The sequence below is a fragment of the Campylobacter coli genome (assembly GCA_039516895.1).
GTDB lineage: Bacteria > Campylobacterota > Campylobacteria > Campylobacterales > Campylobacteraceae > Campylobacter_D > Campylobacter_D coli_B.
The window spans coordinates 1,356,734-1,372,627 of sequence record CP154437.1; the positions used below are offsets into that span (position 1 = coordinate 1,356,734).

At 32.3% G+C, this 15,894-nt stretch carries 14 protein-coding genes and 1 pseudogene; 3 read left to right on the forward strand and 12 right to left on the reverse strand.

Going from position 1 to position 15,894, the window contains the following annotated elements:
* Positions 1-6: 6 nt before the first annotated feature.
* From AAID94_06830 to acpP, 9 genes and pseudogenes are all read right to left on the reverse strand, one after another.
* Positions 7-600, reverse strand: coding sequence for an NUDIX hydrolase (locus tag AAID94_06830; GenBank protein ID XAK23547.1), 594 nt, complete (start codon positions 598-600; stop codon positions 7-9).
* A gap of 78 nt (positions 601-678) precedes the next feature.
* On the reverse strand, positions 679-2,742 hold the full coding sequence (locus AAID94_06835) for a TonB-dependent receptor (protein XAK23548.1): 2,064 nt from the start codon (positions 2,740-2,742) through the stop codon (positions 679-681).
* Positions 2,743-2,985: 243 nt separating this feature from the next.
* Entirely contained in the window at positions 2,986-3,819 is an 834-nt protein-coding gene (locus AAID94_06840; GenBank protein XAK23549.1) for a CoA ester lyase, read from the reverse strand.
* 10 nt (positions 3,820-3,829) lie between these two features.
* Positions 3,830-5,002 carry a CaiB/BaiF CoA-transferase family protein gene (locus tag AAID94_06845; protein XAK23550.1) on the reverse strand — a complete coding sequence of 391 codons (1,173 nt, stop codon included), beginning with the start codon at positions 5,000-5,002 and terminating at the stop codon, positions 3,830-3,832.
* 12 nt (positions 5,003-5,014) lie between these two features.
* Positions 5,015-5,845 (reverse strand): hypothetical protein, encoded by an 831-nt coding sequence (locus AAID94_06850; protein ID XAK23551.1) that lies wholly within the window; start codon positions 5,843-5,845, stop codon positions 5,015-5,017.
* Between the two features lie 10 nt (positions 5,846-5,855).
* Positions 5,856-7,150 (reverse strand): annotated as a pseudogene (locus tag AAID94_06855) (SLC13 family permease).
* Between the two features lie 461 nt (positions 7,151-7,611).
* Positions 7,612-8,550 carry an acetyl-CoA carboxylase carboxyl transferase subunit alpha gene (gene accA, locus AAID94_06860; protein XAK23552.1) on the reverse strand — a complete coding sequence of 313 codons (939 nt, stop codon included), beginning with the start codon at positions 8,548-8,550 and terminating at the stop codon, positions 7,612-7,614.
* 1 nt (position 8,551) lies between these two features.
* Positions 8,552-9,766: a beta-ketoacyl-ACP synthase II gene (locus tag AAID94_06865; protein XAK23553.1), complete on the reverse strand. Its 1,215-nt coding sequence runs from the start codon at positions 9,764-9,766 to the stop codon at positions 8,552-8,554.
* Between the two features lie 33 nt (positions 9,767-9,799).
* Positions 9,800-10,033 (reverse strand): acyl carrier protein, encoded by a 234-nt coding sequence (acpP, locus tag AAID94_06870; GenBank protein ID XAK23554.1) that lies wholly within the window; start codon positions 10,031-10,033, stop codon positions 9,800-9,802.
* Between the two features lie 114 nt (positions 10,034-10,147).
* Here acpP and tenA point away from each other — a divergent pair, with 114 nt between their 5' ends.
* Positions 10,148-10,813: a thiaminase II gene (tenA, locus tag AAID94_06875; GenBank protein XAK23555.1), complete on the forward strand. Its 666-nt coding sequence runs from the start codon at positions 10,148-10,150 to the stop codon at positions 10,811-10,813.
* Positions 10,814-10,832: 19 nt separating this feature from the next.
* Here tenA and AAID94_06880 read toward each other — a convergent pair whose 3' ends face one another.
* The 3 genes from AAID94_06880 to gpmI all read right to left on the reverse strand — a co-directional run bounded on the left by AAID94_06880 (position 10,833) and on the right by gpmI (position 13,537).
* Positions 10,833-11,240 carry a pyridoxamine 5'-phosphate oxidase family protein gene (locus AAID94_06880; GenBank protein ID XAK23556.1) on the reverse strand — a complete coding sequence of 136 codons (408 nt, stop codon included), beginning with the start codon at positions 11,238-11,240 and terminating at the stop codon, positions 10,833-10,835.
* Positions 11,241-11,250: 10 nt separating this feature from the next.
* Positions 11,251-11,994 carry a 3-oxoacyl-ACP reductase FabG gene (gene fabG, locus AAID94_06885; protein ID XAK23557.1) on the reverse strand — a complete coding sequence of 248 codons (744 nt, stop codon included), beginning with the start codon at positions 11,992-11,994 and terminating at the stop codon, positions 11,251-11,253.
* A 64-nt stretch (positions 11,995-12,058) separates the two neighbouring features.
* Positions 12,059-13,537, reverse strand: a complete 1,479-nt coding sequence (gene gpmI, locus AAID94_06890; GenBank protein ID XAK23558.1) for a 2,3-bisphosphoglycerate-independent phosphoglycerate mutase — start codon at positions 13,535-13,537, stop codon at positions 12,059-12,061.
* Between the two features lie 79 nt (positions 13,538-13,616).
* On the opposite strand from gpmI, the gene mraY reads away from it, so the two are divergent.
* Both mraY and murD read left to right on the forward strand, forming a co-directional pair.
* A complete protein-coding gene (gene mraY, locus AAID94_06895) occupies positions 13,617-14,678 on the forward strand; it encodes a phospho-N-acetylmuramoyl-pentapeptide-transferase (protein ID XAK23559.1) in 1,062 nt (353 codons plus the stop codon).
* Positions 14,678-15,886 carry a UDP-N-acetylmuramoyl-L-alanine--D-glutamate ligase gene (gene murD / locus AAID94_06900; GenBank protein ID XAK23560.1) on the forward strand — a complete coding sequence of 403 codons (1,209 nt, stop codon included), beginning with the start codon at positions 14,678-14,680 and terminating at the stop codon, positions 15,884-15,886. The genes mraY and murD overlap by 1 nt, the downstream gene beginning before the upstream one ends.
* Positions 15,887-15,894 lie beyond the last annotated feature (8 nt).

Consider the following 15,894-nt stretch of genomic DNA (forward strand, 5'->3'; position numbering starts at 1 on the left):
TTTGCCTTATTTAAGGCAAAGCTCTTTCTTTTCTTTTAAAAACCACAAATAAGCAAAATCAAGCAAGGGTGTATGGATTATCTTTTTAGAAAATTCTTCATATTCGTTAATCTTTACAAAAACAGCCTCTATTTGCTCATCCTCAACGCCACCTCCTTCACAAACCTTATCATTCTCATCTACAATTGCAAAATAAAAACTTTGTCTGCTAGCTCCTGAACCAAAGCCTGTATAAAAATCACCCACTTTTTCAAATTCTTTAGGAGCATAACCTACTTCTTCGATACATTCTTCTTTAGCTATTTGTTCCAAGGGTAAATCTTTATCCACAAGTCCTGAACAAAGTTCTATGGTATAGCCCATATTTTCATCTTTTTGATAGTTTTTATCTTGCTTTTGATGATACCAAAGCGGTATGCGAAATTGACGAACGAAAATAAAGCTTTTCAATTCTTTATGGTATAAAAGAATTGAAACGCTATCTTTAGATTCTATAAAATCCCAAGTGCAAAGCTTGCCATTACTTTCATAGCTGAATCTTTTAGGTTTGATATACTTAGACTCACAAAAAGGAAGCTCTTTTAAATTTTTAAATATCATAAAACAAAGCCTTTATTTTTTCTTCATTATACTTTGTTTTTACTTGTTTTAAGTTAAGATACTCTCCTTTTTTTCATTTTAAAAATCATATTTGTAACTTAACCAAAAACTTCTTCCTTCTGTATAATCTTGATAGCGATTTGCATAGCCTCCTGGATTAGCATTATCCCATCTTGTAACTTGTGGATCAAAGAAATCTTTGTCGAAAAGATTTTGCACTGTAAAACTTAAACTTGATTGTTTATCGATTTTATAATTTACTCCCAAATCCACTATATAAAAAGGCTTATATTTTTGCCATGGCAAAGTTCCACTACCGCCACCTTTTGATCTGGCTATAGTATCAAGTCTTGCGCGTGCTTTAACATAAGAGCTGAATTTGCCTTGCTCGTAATTTAATTTTAGCATAGCAATATGTCTTGGCAAATTTTCTATTCTATCTCCACCAAACCAATTTGTCTGTCCATCCTTATAACGATTATCCATGAAAGTATAACTTGAATTGACACTAAAGCCATTATAAGGTTTTGTATTGAAAGCAAATTCAACACCCTTGGTTTGCGTTTTGCCAAGATTGATAGAACGCTCGCATGTAACACCATTGGCACAATCAATACCATTTTGTGTTCCCATTAATTCTTCACTACTGATTTGATTTTTAAAATCAGTAATAAACCCTGTAATAGAATAATGAGCAAAATCAAATATCCTAAAATCAACTCCCAACTCATAATTTGTACTTTCTTCAGGTTTTAAATCAGGATTTCCAAAAGAAGCACTTCCGTTGCTATAATTATAATAACCATTAGTAAGTTGTTTTGCTGCTGGAGTTTTATAGCCCATAGCTACACCTCCTTTAAAAGCAACATTATCATTTAAATGATAAACAAGATATACTCTAGGAGTTAGTTCAGAATCAAACAAATCGCTATAAATATAACGCAAGCCTGTAGTAAAAATCAAATCATCGCTAATAAAATATTCACCCTCACCATAAAGCGCAACCGTAGTTTGATCAAGATTTTTACCCCTTACTTCACTACCTGCACTTTCTTGATCGTTTTTAAGCGTCTCATAGTCTATTCTTGTTCCAAAAGTGCTTACCAAATTTCCATATTTATCCAAATTCCAAGGCAAGACAACCTTTCCTTCCCCTACCCAAATTTGACTATGTAGTTCTTTATCTTTGGTGCTGCCATACTGTAAATACGCATTACTTGTTCCAAATTCATAATTTCCATCATGGTTTAAAACAACATTATCTTTAAACAGCTGCCTTTCGCTTTTGATAGCCCTACCACTTGTAGAATTTACTGAAATTTCATTGACATAACGCTCAACATCTAAATAAACATTATTGCTATCATTCACAGTCCAATTCAGTCTTGACCCAAAACCCAAACTCGTAAAATATCCAGGACTATGACTTGCGATTTGATAATTTTCAGGTCTTTGAGTACCATTACTCCAAACCGGCGTAGGCCATTTTAAATCAGAAGCTGCCTTATCATAATACTTAATCCTAGCAGAAATTGAAAGCGTATCTTCAATCAAAGGTGTAGCCACATAAGCATTAAAACCACTCGCATTTCCATATTTATTAGAATGCTGCTGTAAAAGGGTGTTAAATTCTATACTCGCTTCGGTTTTATTAGGATTTTTTTTAGTAATGATATTTATTACCCCGCCTACTGCATCACTACCATAAAGCGTAGAAGCAGGTCCGCGTATCACTTCAATACGCTCTATCATAGATGCGGGAGGTAAATATCCTGATTCGCTACCACTAAAACCATTATCATAAAAACCATTAGCAACGCTTTGACGCTTTCCATCAATCAAAACCAAAGTATAAGAACTCCCAAAACCTCGTATGCTAAAATCATAAGTACCGGTTTTATTCATAGTAACATCAACACCTGGAATATCTGAAATTGCCTCTCCTATATCCTTAATGGGTTTTTTATTAAGTTCTTCCTTGGTAATAACAGAAATACTAGCAGGCGCATCCACTAAGTCTTGCTCAAAACCACTTGCGCTCACTACCACATCATCAAGTTGGTATTGTTCTTCTGCTTTAATTTCACCTAATCCCATCAAACAAAAACACAAAATGCTTAATTTAAGCCTTTTAGCATTCATCGTCCTTTTTCCTTTCTTGTATTAGGCTATTATGATAGTTAAAATCAATTTTGAAGTATAGATAAAAATGACTTTAAATTCACTTAACTTTGATAATAATTATAAAAACAATTTTAAAGCTTAAAATTTGCACAAAACATAGCTTTTTAGAAATATTATAAGTTATTTTAAAAGACAAGTAAGAGGAAAAAATATCTTAAAAAAAGTATTATATTTAAACACAAATAATTTATTCAAATCTCCTTATGAGAGATTTGAATTGCTATCTAACAGAATTTGTTCTGCTTTCTTAATAACGGGTAGATCCACCATCATTCCATTATGATTAAAAATGATATCATTGCTGTTTTTTCTAAGTGATAAAATTTCTTTTGCCCATGCAATTTGTTGAGCTGATGGGCTAAAAACTTCATTGATTGGTACAACTTGATTTGGATGAATACACAAAGATCCTCCAAAGCCCATTGATTTTGCAAATAGCAAATCTTCTTTTAATCCATCAATATTTTTTATATCAGGATAAACTCCATTGATTGGTGATAAAAGATTGTATTTTACGCTTTTTAAAACAATCTGCGTTCTAATGCTGTTTAAAATAAAATTCTTCCCCTCTCCCTCTTGCAAATTTAAATCCAAAGTCATATCTAAACTTCCAAAACTTAACGCTAAAACACTCGGATGCCTAGCAATATCATCTAAATTTTCCACTCCCAATGCACTTTCGATGATGGGTATTATAGGAAGTTCAAATTTGCTAAGTATATCTATATCCTCATAATTTTGCGCCTTTGGTAATACAATGCCAACAATACTGTTAGATTCTTTAATAGTTGAAATTAAGGACAAATCTTTTTGAAATTCCGCGCTTTGTGTTTCATTAATCCTTATAAGAAATTTATCGTTATTTTCAGCACATTGACTTGAAAAATCTGCAATATTTTTTCTTCCAACTTCTTTTTTTGCCTCTTCAACAGAATCTTCCAAATCAATAATAATTTGATTAGCGCCGCTTTGTAAGGCTTTTATAAACCTTTCTGGATAAATTGATGGAACAAATAAAAAACTTTTAGCTTTCATAGAAAAATCCTTAAATAATCTTTTTTTCTTTGAATAAATTTATCTTATCAGAAAAACCAAATTCTCTAAGAATTGATTCTGTGTGTTCCCCAAGGGCTGGAATTTTGTCCATTCTAGCCTCATAATTGTTATTTGTTGCCGGCGGTAAAAGTGCAGGTATCTTCCCAACCTCGCTATCAACTTCCCTCCAACGATTTCTAGCTTTTAGCTGTGGATGTTCCCATACTTGATTGAGTTCGTTGACATTTCCATTTGCAATTTTTGCTTCATCAAGACGCTTTATCACTTCTTTTGCGCTAAGGTTTTTAAAAGCGTCTTCGATTATTTCTTTTACTTTTGATGCATTTTTGGTTCTTAAGGTATTGTTTTTAAAATCTTCGTGATCAATTAATGATTCATCTTGCAATACAATTTTACAAAAGCTTTCCCATTCTCTTGGATTTTGCAAGCCAAACATTACAACTCCATCTTTTGCCTTATAAGGACCATATGGAGTAATACTTGCATGAAATGCACCTTTTCTCTCTGGAGGAGTCGCATTTTTATAGGTGTAATAAAGAGGATAATTCATCCATTCAGCCATACATTCTAGCATGGAAATTTCTACCCTAGAACCCTTTCCAGTTTTTTCTAAGTATAATAATGCCTGCAAAATACCGCTATAAGCATACATTCCTGCGGAAATATCTGCGATACTGATTGGAACTTTTACACATTCATCTTGCGTACCCGTTATGGAAACTAAGCCACTTTCTGATTGTATTAAAAGATCATATGCTTTTTTATGTCCATAATTTCCACCTTCGCCATATCCAGAAATATCGCAAACTATAATCTTTGGGTTGTATTTTTTTAGATTTTCATAATCCAATCCCAATCTTTTAGATGCGCCAAATGCTAAATTTTGCACAAAAATATCCACTTTTGGTAAAATCGTCTTGATAAATTCAAGCGCGTCAGGATCTTTTAAATCAATAGCCAAACTTTCCTTACTGCGATTTACCCAGACAAAATGACTAGCTATACCATCTACTCTTTTATCATATCCTCTTGCCAAATCTCCCACTTCAGGTCTTTCTATTTTAATAACTCTAGCCCCTAAATCCGCCAATTGTCTTGTACAAAAAGGTGCTGCTATTGCTTGTTCTATACTTAAAACCAGTTTTCCTTCTAAAGGTAACATCTCTTCTCCTTTTTATTTAAAATGAATAGTGCCAGAATGCGCTACAAATCCATTTTTATTTATCCATACTTCAGCAGTATTTTTATCAGTAATTTTTGACTCCACAGCAAAACTATCAGGAACACAAAGTGCATGCATACCTCTATAACTATAATTAACAATTTGTTTATCGGGATGATTTTTTACAAAGCAATTAATCATATAAGTTGCCAATAAAGGACCATGTATAACTAAACCATGATAACCCTCAACTTGCGTTGCATAAGGAAAATCATAGTGGATCTTATGGCCATTAAAGGTTAAAGCAGAATAGCGAAACAAAAGCGTGGAATCAGGTTGCATTTTTTCAGAATAATCTGCATTCATAGCAACTACATCGCTCGTAAGCTTTGGAGGTGCTGGTTGTTTATAAACAATATCCTGTTCTTCCTCGATTTTTAACTGCTCTTTTTGATAATAGCAGTGTTCTAAGGTAACAAAAGTAAGTTTTCCACTTTTTCCTTGTTTTTCTTGAATCTTTTTTATTGTGGTTATTTTTGTTGCATCTTCTCCAATAATCAAAGGGGTAATAAATTTAAATCTACCTCCTGCCCACATACGATTGACTTCACCAAAGCTTGGCAAAAAGCTATTTTTATCTAGTCCTAGTTTAGGATGGCCATCTCTGCCTAATTTATCTGGAGTTAGTGCTTCATTAAAAAAGCACCATTGCCAAAGATATGGAAGGGCATCGCCATTTTTTAATTGCTTAGATTGTAGCGTTGCAACAATTTTTTGCACCTGTTTTTCATTGATGTTTTCTGTAAATTTTTCTTGTTTTCCAATAAAATTTTCATAACTCATTTTTTTCTCCTTAATTTAAAATACCTAAAAATAATAATACAAAACCAAATACTACCAAAATTAAAGGTAATATTATCAATCTTATAAAAAGATAGCGTTTTTCACTTTCATCTTGTGCACCAGCCAAAACCAAGGCTCCGCCTGTTGAAAAACTTGAATATCCAGTAAATGTTGCAAATACTGCGATTATAGAAAATGCAAGTGATGGCTCAAGCGCTTTGATTGATGGTACGATAGAGAAAAATGTTGGCATAACCACCCCCATGCTTGAGGCAAACGCACTCATACAAGAAGATAAAATTCCAAGCAAATAATAAAGCCAATTACTGCTACTTGAACCGTGTGCACTCATAAATGTTGTGATATTTTCCATTATGCCTGTTGTTTTACTGAGCTCAATAAGCATAGAAAGTGCTCCAATCATAAAAATCAAATCCCAAGGCACATTCTTAAATGCTTCTTTTTCACTACCAATTCCAAATATTACTGCTAAAACGATTCCAAGAAATGAAACAAAAACAGGGTTAAAAATGGAAGTTACTTTTTTAGTGTTTCATCATGAGGATTTAAAGCAAGAAAAAAAGATGGGATCATAATAACCGCAAAAACAAAGCACACAATAAAAATCGTCTTCCATTGCGCAGCATTTAATCTTTTTGGTTTTGTAATTTGCGAAGTAATTTTCACCTTATAACCTTTTAGCAAAAAATATCCGATTATAAAAATCAAAGTATGTGCAATAAACATATTTTTACCTAAATTTAATTGCATTATTGCAGAAGCTTCTGCTGAATAACCAAGTTTTTCGATAAGATCAAAAGTTACTCTGCCACCAAGGGTAAAGGGATTAAATCCACCTGCACAGGAACCAGAATAAATAATAATAGCTGCTAAAATCTTATTCATTTTGATTTTGCTAGCAATATAAAGAACCAAAGGACTCATAAAAGCAAAGCCTGCATAATGTCCTGGTCCAATTCCTACAAATACCATAACTGTAATATAAAGTGCAATAGGAATACTCCAAGGTCTGTTCCTAACAGAATACACAGCTTTTAACGCAAGATTGTTTAGCGTACCATTTGCAATCGCAAAACCATAAAAATAAGTAATAGAAAGAAGTATAAAAAATAAACTTAAACTTCCATTCCAAAGATTAATCACCTTTTCTGGTGTTATACCATAAAGGTATGCCCCAATAAAGGCTGAAAGCATCGCGAAGACTCCGATATTTGCTTTAAGAACATAGCCCAAAGCAATTGATATTATGAGGGAAAATAAAATAATAATATTAATAGTATCCATCATTTAGCTCCTTATCTTGAGTAATTTTAAGATAATTTTCTACTAACTTCCAATAAAAAACACTTAAATACTATCAACAAATTTTTGACAAATAAAAATTTTATTTAATAATGTTACCAATATTCTCATATTTTAAATTTATTGTTACTTAATTAAGCAAATTTAAAAAAATCATATATTTCATTTTTATATATTTTTAATATAAAAGTGATATTTTAAATATTAATAAATTTTTATTACAATATTACCCATTTGTCAAATTATTTTTTATCCATTAAAAAGTATAAATGCTTCTTTACATCTTCTATATTGTTTTATTTGTGATATAGAGGATATAAAGTATTCATTATTTATCTCTTATATTTATTAAACTTTTTTTGTAGGTTTTGCTTTATTGTCAAAATTTTAATTTTTTAGAATAATTTGAAAATTTTAAAGAGTATTTTTATTAAGTAGAGTTTTTAGCTTTCGCTAAAAGCTCCAAGTTGAAGAATTTTTTGCATGCGATTTGAAGCAAGTTCTCGTGGATCTATTTTTTCTAATTCATCCAAGGCTTTTTTAACATAATCAGCTATAGCAACAGCAGCAGCTTCTTTATTGCGATGGGCTCCGTTGATAGGCTCTTCAATCACATCGTCAATTAAGCCTTGACTTTTTAAATCATCTGCAGTAACTTTCATAGCTTTTGTTGCTGCTTCGCTTTTAGAAGGATCATTCCAAAGTATAGCCGCACAACCCTCAGGAGAAATAACAGAAAAAACTGAATTTTTCATCATTGCAAGCTTATCAGCCACACCTATAGCCAAAGCTCCACCACTTCCTCCTTCTCCTATAACCACAGCTATAGTAGGAGTTTTTAAATCGCTAAGTTCATACAAATTTGTAGCAATAGCTTCACTTTGACCACGTTCTTCTGCTCCCAAACCTGGATAAGCACCTGGGGTATCTATCAAAAACAAAATAGGAATTTGAAATTTCTCTGCAAGTCTTGCCACTCTTAAAGCTTTTCTATAACCTTCAGGATGAGGCATACCAAAATTTCTAGCGATCTTTTCTTTTGTGCCACGTCCCTTTTGTTCTCCTATAACTATAAGTTTTTTTTCTCCTAAATATCCCATAAAACAAACAATAGCAGGATCATCTCTAAAAGCACGATCTCCGTGAATTTCATAAGCATCATTTAAAATAAGATCTATATAATCAAGTGCATAAGGGCGATCTGGATGACGAGCGAGTTGCAAGCGTCCAAAATCGCTTAAATTTTTATAAGTTTTAGCAATTTCTTTTTCGAGATTTTTTTTAAGTATAGCAACAGCCTCGGTATCACCCTTAATTTGAGCATTGATAATATCTTCATCAATTTGCTGAATATTCTTTTCAAAATCTAAATACGAAGCCATATCAATCTACTTTTTTAAATACCACACAACCATTTGTGCCGCCAAAGCCAAAAGAATTACTCATCACAACTCTTAAATCCGCTTTTCTGGCCTCATTTGGTATATAATCTAAATCACATTCTTCATCGCTAACAAATTGATTAATAGTAGGTGGCATAATTCCATTGTCTAATGCCATGATACTAATAACCGCTTCAATAGCTCCTGCAGCACCCAAACAATGTCCTGTTTGTCCTTTTGTTGAGCTAACCGCTGGAATTTCACTTCCAAAAAGCTCTTTAATTGCAGCTGTTTCATTTTTGTCATTTACGGGCGTTGAAGTTCCATGTGCATTAATATAATCTACCTTTGGATTTCCTGCCATTTTTAAGGCTTTTTTCATCGCTCTTAAAGGTCCATCTAATGTAGGTGAGGTAATGTGATGCGCATCAGCACTTTCTCCAAAACCAACCAATTCAGCATAAATCTTAGCTCCACGCTTTTTAGCCTCTTCATACTCTTCAAAAACTAAAGCACCTGCACCCTCTCCCATTACAAAACCATCTCTTTCTTTATCAAAAGGTCTTGAAGCGTGAGCAGGATCATCATTTCTAGTAGAAAGGGCTTTCATCGAAGCAAAACCACCGATTCCTACAGGACAAATAGCAGCTTCTGCGCCAATTACTAACATTTTACTAGCATTACCCAAAGCTATACTTTTATAAGCTTCTCCTATGGCATGAGTTCCTGCTGCACAAGCCGTTACACAAGAAATATTAGGTCCTTTAAGTCCGTGTTCTATAGAAATTAAACCGCCTAGCATATTTACTAAAGCTGAAGGTATAAAAAATGGAGAAATTTTACGAGGACCACGTTCAGAACAAATAACAGAATTCTTTTCTATATTTGGCAGACCTCCAATTCCCGCAGCTGAAACAACTCCAAATTCTTCTTTGTCTAAATTTTGATCAAAATTAGCATCTTGCATTGCTTCACGAGCAGCTTTAATACCTAGCTGAATAAAACGATCGATTTTTTTAACTTCTTTACCATCTACTACTTCTAGAGGATCGAAATTTTCAATTTCTGCTGCAATTTGAACTGGAAAGTCTGTAGTATCAAAAAGAGTGATTTTTTTCACACCACTCTTACCTTCACAAATCGCCTTAAAAGAACTTTCTTTATCTAAACCCAAGGCATTGATCATGCCAATACCTGTTACTACAACTCTTTTCAAGAACAAGCTCCTTGTAAAGTGAATTTTCTAAAATTATTTTTTAAGATTTTCGATATAATTTACAACATCCTCAATTTTAATTAGTTTTTCAGCATCACTATCTGGGATTTCTACTTCAAATTTCTCTTCTAATGCCATAATAAGCTCTACAACATCCAAAGAATCTGCACCTAAATCTTCAATGATTTTTGATTCCATCTTAACAGCATCCGCATCAATGCTTAATTGCTCTACTACCACTGCTTTTACATCATCAAATGTTGCCATTTATATATCTCCTTGATAAAAATTAAAATAAAGCGTATTTTACAATAAAAAACTTAAAATATTTATAGTTTTTGACTATACTTTATAAAAACCATTGAATTTTAGGAGTAAGAAATGCTTTTTTCTCGACTTATTGAAACAAATTCACACATTTGGGATGAATATTTACATCATGAATTTGTAAAAAAATTAGAAAATGGAAGTTTAAAAGAAGAAAATTTTCTTTTTTATCTCAAACAAGATTATATCTATCTCATCCATTATGCTAAGTGCTATGCACGACTTGCCTTAAATGCAAAAAATGCCGAAGAACTACGCTTTGCAATGAAATTTCAAAACTACATTATAGAAGGAGAAATTGAACTTCATAAAAGTATTTTAAAACTTGGCATCAATGCTGATAAATTAAATGTTAAAGATGAAAGTTTGACCAATATAGCTTACACACGCTATATGTTAAGCGTGGGTGAAAGTGGAGATTTTTTAGATATGTTAGTGGCTTTAAGTGCTTGTGCCATAGGTTATGGTTATATAGGAGCTGAAATTTACAAAAGACTTGACAAAGAAAAACTTCAAAATCATCCTTATAAAGAATGGATTTTAACCTATAGCTCAGATGAATTTCAAAATGAAATTAAAGAATTTGAAGACTTTTTAAATTCTTACACTCAAAAAATATCTCAAGAAAAATTTGAAAATCTTAGTGAAATTTTTTATAATGTAGTGCGTTTAGAAAGTGCCTTTTGGGAGCATGCTTTACAAATGAAAATGGATATTTAAAGCAAGGAAAATCCTTGCTTTAAGCTTTGTAAAGTTTAAAATCTCCGTTTGGAAACTGCATTTTAGCGCTTAGATTATCAAGATAAAAAACTTCAAATCTAGAATTTTGTGGAGTCTCATAAAGACTTACAAGATAAGGATATTTTTCAAACATTAGCTCTTTTACTGTTGCATTAGATTCAAAAACTGCATTTGCCCTAAGTCTTAAAAAAACACCCTCTCTAGAGCAAGAACAAAATTCAATACCATTATAATTTTGTATATGTTTAAAAAGTCCTTTATTGTTAGAAGTACAAAAATAAATTCTATCTCCTACAAGCAAAGGGCTTTGCATAGGACGAACTCTAGGATTTCCACAAGTTCCTAAAGTTGCCAAAAATGCAGGAGTATTTTCATCTAAAAATTGCGCGATTTCTTTTAAATCCATACCTTTTTCCTTACATGTATAATCCGCCATTAATTTTAAGCACATCACCTGTCACATAAGAAGCATAATCGCTTAATAAAAACGCTACACAATTTGCAACTTCTTCAGGTTCTGCAAAGCGTTTTAAAGGGATATTATCTTGGTAAGCTTGTTTGATTTCATCGCTTAAAATCTCTGTCATATCACTTTTAATAAAGCCTGGAGTAACACAATTAAAGCGTAAATTTCTACTTGCTCCCTCTTTAGCAAAAGACTTAGTCATAGCAATCATTCCGCCCTTACTAGCAGAATAATTAGTCTGACCCGCATTCCCCATTTCACCGACAATTGAAGCAATATTTACAACCGCGCCAAAACGCTTTTTACTCATTGTTTTTAAAGCTTCTCTACAACCTAAAAATGCAGAACTCAAATTCGTATCTACCACACTGGTAAAATCTTCGAGTTTCATTCTTAAGGCAAGTTTATCATTTGTAACACCTGCATTATTTACAAGATAACTAAGTTCTCCATCGCTTTCTACTATAGTTTTTATACCATTTTCAAACTCATCTTCTTTGCTTGCATCAAATTTAATCACAGCTGCATTGCCACCTTGTGCAAGAATTTCATCTTTTAAAGCATCTGCAAGTTCTGGTTTTGAACGATAATTAATCCAAACCTTTAATCCAAAACTTGCCAAAGTTTTTGCAATAGAAGCACCAATACCCTTGCTTGCACCTGTAATCAAAACATTTTTTCCACTAAATTTCATTTCTATCCTTAAAAAAAATATAAAATTAAATTTTAACAAAAATCTATATCAAAAGGCAAACAGATCAAAATAAAGCCTCGTTCATTTCTTTTGGAATTTCTAAATTTAATATTTTAAGCACACTCGCAGCGATATTACTAAGTCCCATATTTTCCTTAAGTTTATCCACTCCCTTAGCTTCTACAAAAGCAAAAACATCAAAAGTTGTATGATTGGTCAATAAATTTCCTTTTTTATCTTGCATTGCTTCACAATTTCCATGATCACTTGTAATAATAAAGGCATAACCATGCTTTCTCGCACACTCAACCACCTCACCTAAACAAGTATCTACTGCCTCTACAGCCTTAACAGCAGCGTTAAAATCTCCTGTATGACCTACCATATCACCATTTGCAAAATTCACCACTATAAAATCTTCACCCTTTTCTATCCCTTTTTTAACCGCATCACATACTTCAAAAGCACTCATTTCAGGCTTTTCATCGTAAGTTTTTACCTTTGGACTTGGGATTAAAACCCTTGTTTCATTTTCTAAAAGCTCTTCTTTTCCTCCATTGAAAAAGAAAGTGACATGGGCATATTTTTCAGTTTCTGCAGTGTGAAGTTGAGTAAGTCCTGCTTTAGAGATGGTTTCAGAAAGTGTGTTTTTAATTTCTTCTTTTTCAAAAAGTACTGGAATATTAAATTTATCATCATAAACACTCATAGTAAGTAAATTTTCAAACACTTTCTCTCTCTCAAATTCCTTGAAATTTTGAGAATTTAAAACTTCGATCAGTTGTTTCATTCTATCATTTCTAAAATTAACAAAAATCAATCCATCATCTTCTTGCATACCTTTATAATTCTCATTTTTAGCCGCTTGGATAAATTCATCAGTTATTTCATTTTGATAACATTCTTCCACATAATCAACCAAATTTGGCACACCCTTACTTTTACCCAATAAACAATCATAATATTCCTTGACTCTTTCCCAACGCTTATCTCTATCCATAGCGTAAAAACGCCCGCAAAGCGTAGCAAAATGCACACCTATTTTTTCACAATGATTTTTAAGCTTTTTTATAAATTCTAGTCCACTTGTAGGACTTACATCGCGTCCATCGGTAATTGCATGTGCAAAAACTTCATTTCCATTTTTAGCACAAATTTCAAGCAAAGCATTAAAATGCGTATCCATAGAATGAACCCCGCCATCACTATATAAACCGATAACATGCACCCTTTTGCATTTTTGTAAAAGTTTTTTCAAATTTGCGTTTTTTTCAAGTTCATAACTCTCTATAGCTTTATTAATGCGCACCAAATTTTGATAGATAATTTGCCCACTACCTATACACATATGACCCACTTCGCTATTTCCCATTTGATTTTCAGGCAAACCTACTGCTAAACCACTGGTTTTAATTAAAGAATTTGGTACTTCTTTAAAAAGCCTCTCGTAATTTGGCTTTTTAGCAGCCTCAAAAGCATTAAAATCTTTTTCCTTGTTAAAACCTATCCCGTCTGTAATAACCAAAATACATTTTTGTCTCATTTTTTACTCTTTTATAAGAAATTTTTTGGCTAGATTTTACTAAAATTAAGCTTTTAAAAACCAAAAAGAAGGCTAGCTTTTGTATTATCTTTCTTATTTTAGTGATTATGCTTTTTTTACTTATATCAGTGTGCGCGCAGGCTTTGCATTTTTCATTGCTTTATGTTTATCTTTATTCATTATGCCTAAATTTATTGCTTGGGCTAAAAACAAAAATGCAAATCAACCCATTTATGAATTAGCACCCCAAACTCACAAGGTAAAATCTCAAACGCCTACAATGGGTGGGGTTATTTTCATAGCTTGTGCAGTCTTTACAAGCCTTATTTGTGTCAAATTAGATAATGTATTTACAATCACAGCCTTACTTTGTCTTGTGCTTTTTTGTCTTATCGGACTTGTGGATGATTTGGGTAAAATTTTAAAAAAAGACAACCACTCAGGACTTAGTCCAAAAGCAAAACTTTTAGCCCAAATAAGCGTGGCATTGATCTGTATTTTGCCTTTATATTTTAGTCCTGAATTTAATACGGAATTTTATCTTCCTTTTTATAAATATCCGCTTTTTGATATGAAAATTTTTGCTCTTGCTTTTTGGATTTTGGTCTTAATCTCAAGTTCTAATGCTGTCAATTTAACCGATGGGCTTGATGGACTTGCAACTGTTCCTAGTATTTTTTCTTTATCTACCTTGGGTATATTTTTATATTTGAGTGGAAATTTAAACTATAGCGAATATTTACTTTTACCTAAAATTCAAGGCCTAGGTGAAGTAGTGATTATCTGTGCAGCATTGATTGGAGCTCTTATGGGATTTTTATGGTACAACTGCTACCCTGCACAAGTTTTTATGGGAGATAGTGGAAGCTTGGCTTTGGGTGGATTTATAGGCTTTTTAGCTATTATAAGTAAAAATGAAATCTTACTTTTACTCGTAGGCTTTGTCTTTGTACTTGAAACCATTTCTGTCATTTTACAAGTAGGAAGCTTTAAAATTTTTAACAAAAGAGTATTTAAAATGGCGCCTATACACCATCATTTTGAAAAAATAGGCTGGGTAGAAAATAAAATCATAGTGCGTTTTTGGATGATAGCCTTGCTATCTAATTTACTTGCACTTGCATCGATAAAGTTAAGATAATGAAAATTTCGCTTTTTGGATATGGAAAAACCACACAGGCAATAGCCAAAAATTTAGTTAATAAATTCGGTCCTTTTGACATCTATGATGATCACTTTCAAGAAGAAAATAAAGATGAATGGGGCAATCATCTTTTAAATCCTAAAGAATTTGATGAAAAACTAAGCAAGCTTGAAATTCCAAGCCCTGGATTTCCACCCAATCATATTCTTATAAAAAAAGCAAAAAATTTACAAAGCGAATATGATTTTTTTTATGATGCTATGCCAAAATCTATTTGGATCAGTGGCACAAATGGCAAAACCACAACTACACAAATGGCTACACACCTGCTTTCGCATGTAGGAGCAATAATGGGAGCAAATGTTGGTTTTCCTCTAGCCGAACTTGATTTAAATGCCAAAATTTGGATACTTGAAACTTCATCTTTTACACTTCACTATACCCATACTGCAAAACCTGAAATTTACGCACTCTTACCCATAAGCGCGGATCATCTTTCATGGCATGGAAGTTTTGAAAATTATGTAAAAGATAAATTGAGTGTTTTAGAAAGAATGAATGAGTGTGATATTGCGATTTTGCCTGAAATTTATGCAAAAACACCTACAAAAGCTTATATTATCTCCTATAAAGATGAATTTGATCTTGCTCAAAAAATGGATATTGATATAAAAAAAATATCTTTTAAAAGTCCTTTTTTGCTTGATGCTGTTATGGCTTTAAGTATAGAAAAAATTTTACTTGATACCTTAAGCTATGAACTTTTAAATCATTTTGTTATGGAAAAAAATAAACTTGAAGAATTGCAAGATAATCAAGGTAGACTTTGGGTCAATGATACTAAAGCGACCAATGAAAACGCTGTAATGGCCGCTCTTAACCGCTATAAAGATAAAAAAATTCATCTCATTATAGGCGGTGATGATAAGGGTGTAGATTTAAGCATGTTATTTAATTTTATGAAAGATTTTGATGTAGAACTCTATGCCATAGGGGTTAGTACTCAAAAAATGTTAGATTATGCTTTAAAAGCAAATTTAAAAGCTCATAAGTGTGAATTTTTAGAAAATGCCGTAAAAGAAATTTCCAAAACATTAAAAAATAATGAGGTAGCTTTATTAAGCCCTGCTTGTGCAAGCTTAGATCAATTTAGCTCTTATGCTCAACGTGGAGAAAAATTTAAAGAATATGTGAGTAAAATTTAACAACCCCA

Bases quoted from the DNA above. Each gene is read 5' to 3' on its own strand.
- AAID94_06830 (XAK23547.1), bottom strand. From the start codon at position 600: ATGATATTTAAAAATTTAAAAGAGCTTCCTTTTTGTGAGTCTAAGTAT.
- AAID94_06835 (XAK23548.1), bottom strand. From the start codon at position 2,742: ATGAATGCTAAAAGGCTTAAATTAAGCATTTTGTGTTTTTGTTTGATG.
- AAID94_06840 (XAK23549.1), bottom strand. From the start codon at position 3,819: ATGAAAGCTAAAAGTTTTTTATTTGTTCCATCAATTTATCCAGAAAGG.
- AAID94_06845 (XAK23550.1), bottom strand. From the start codon at position 5,002: ATGTTACCTTTAGAAGGAAAACTGGTTTTAAGTATAGAACAAGCAATA.
- AAID94_06850 (XAK23551.1), bottom strand. From the start codon at position 5,845: ATGAGTTATGAAAATTTTATTGGAAAACAAGAAAAATTTACAGAAAAC.
- accA (XAK23552.1), bottom strand. From the start codon at position 8,550: ATGGCTTCGTATTTAGATTTTGAAAAGAATATTCAGCAAATTGATGAA.
- acpP (XAK23554.1), bottom strand. From the start codon at position 10,033: ATGGCAACATTTGATGATGTAAAAGCAGTGGTAGTAGAGCAATTAAGC.
- tenA (XAK23555.1), top strand. From the start codon at position 10,148: ATGCTTTTTTCTCGACTTATTGAAACAAATTCACACATTTGGGATGAA.
- AAID94_06880 (XAK23556.1), bottom strand. From the start codon at position 11,240: ATGGATTTAAAAGAAATCGCGCAATTTTTAGATGAAAATACTCCTGCA.
- fabG (XAK23557.1), bottom strand. From the start codon at position 11,994: ATGAAATTTAGTGGAAAAAATGTTTTGATTACAGGTGCAAGCAAGGGT.
- gpmI (XAK23558.1), bottom strand. From the start codon at position 13,537: ATGAGACAAAAATGTATTTTGGTTATTACAGACGGGATAGGTTTTAAC.
- murD (XAK23560.1), top strand. From the start codon at position 14,678: ATGAAAATTTCGCTTTTTGGATATGGAAAAACCACACAGGCAATAGCC.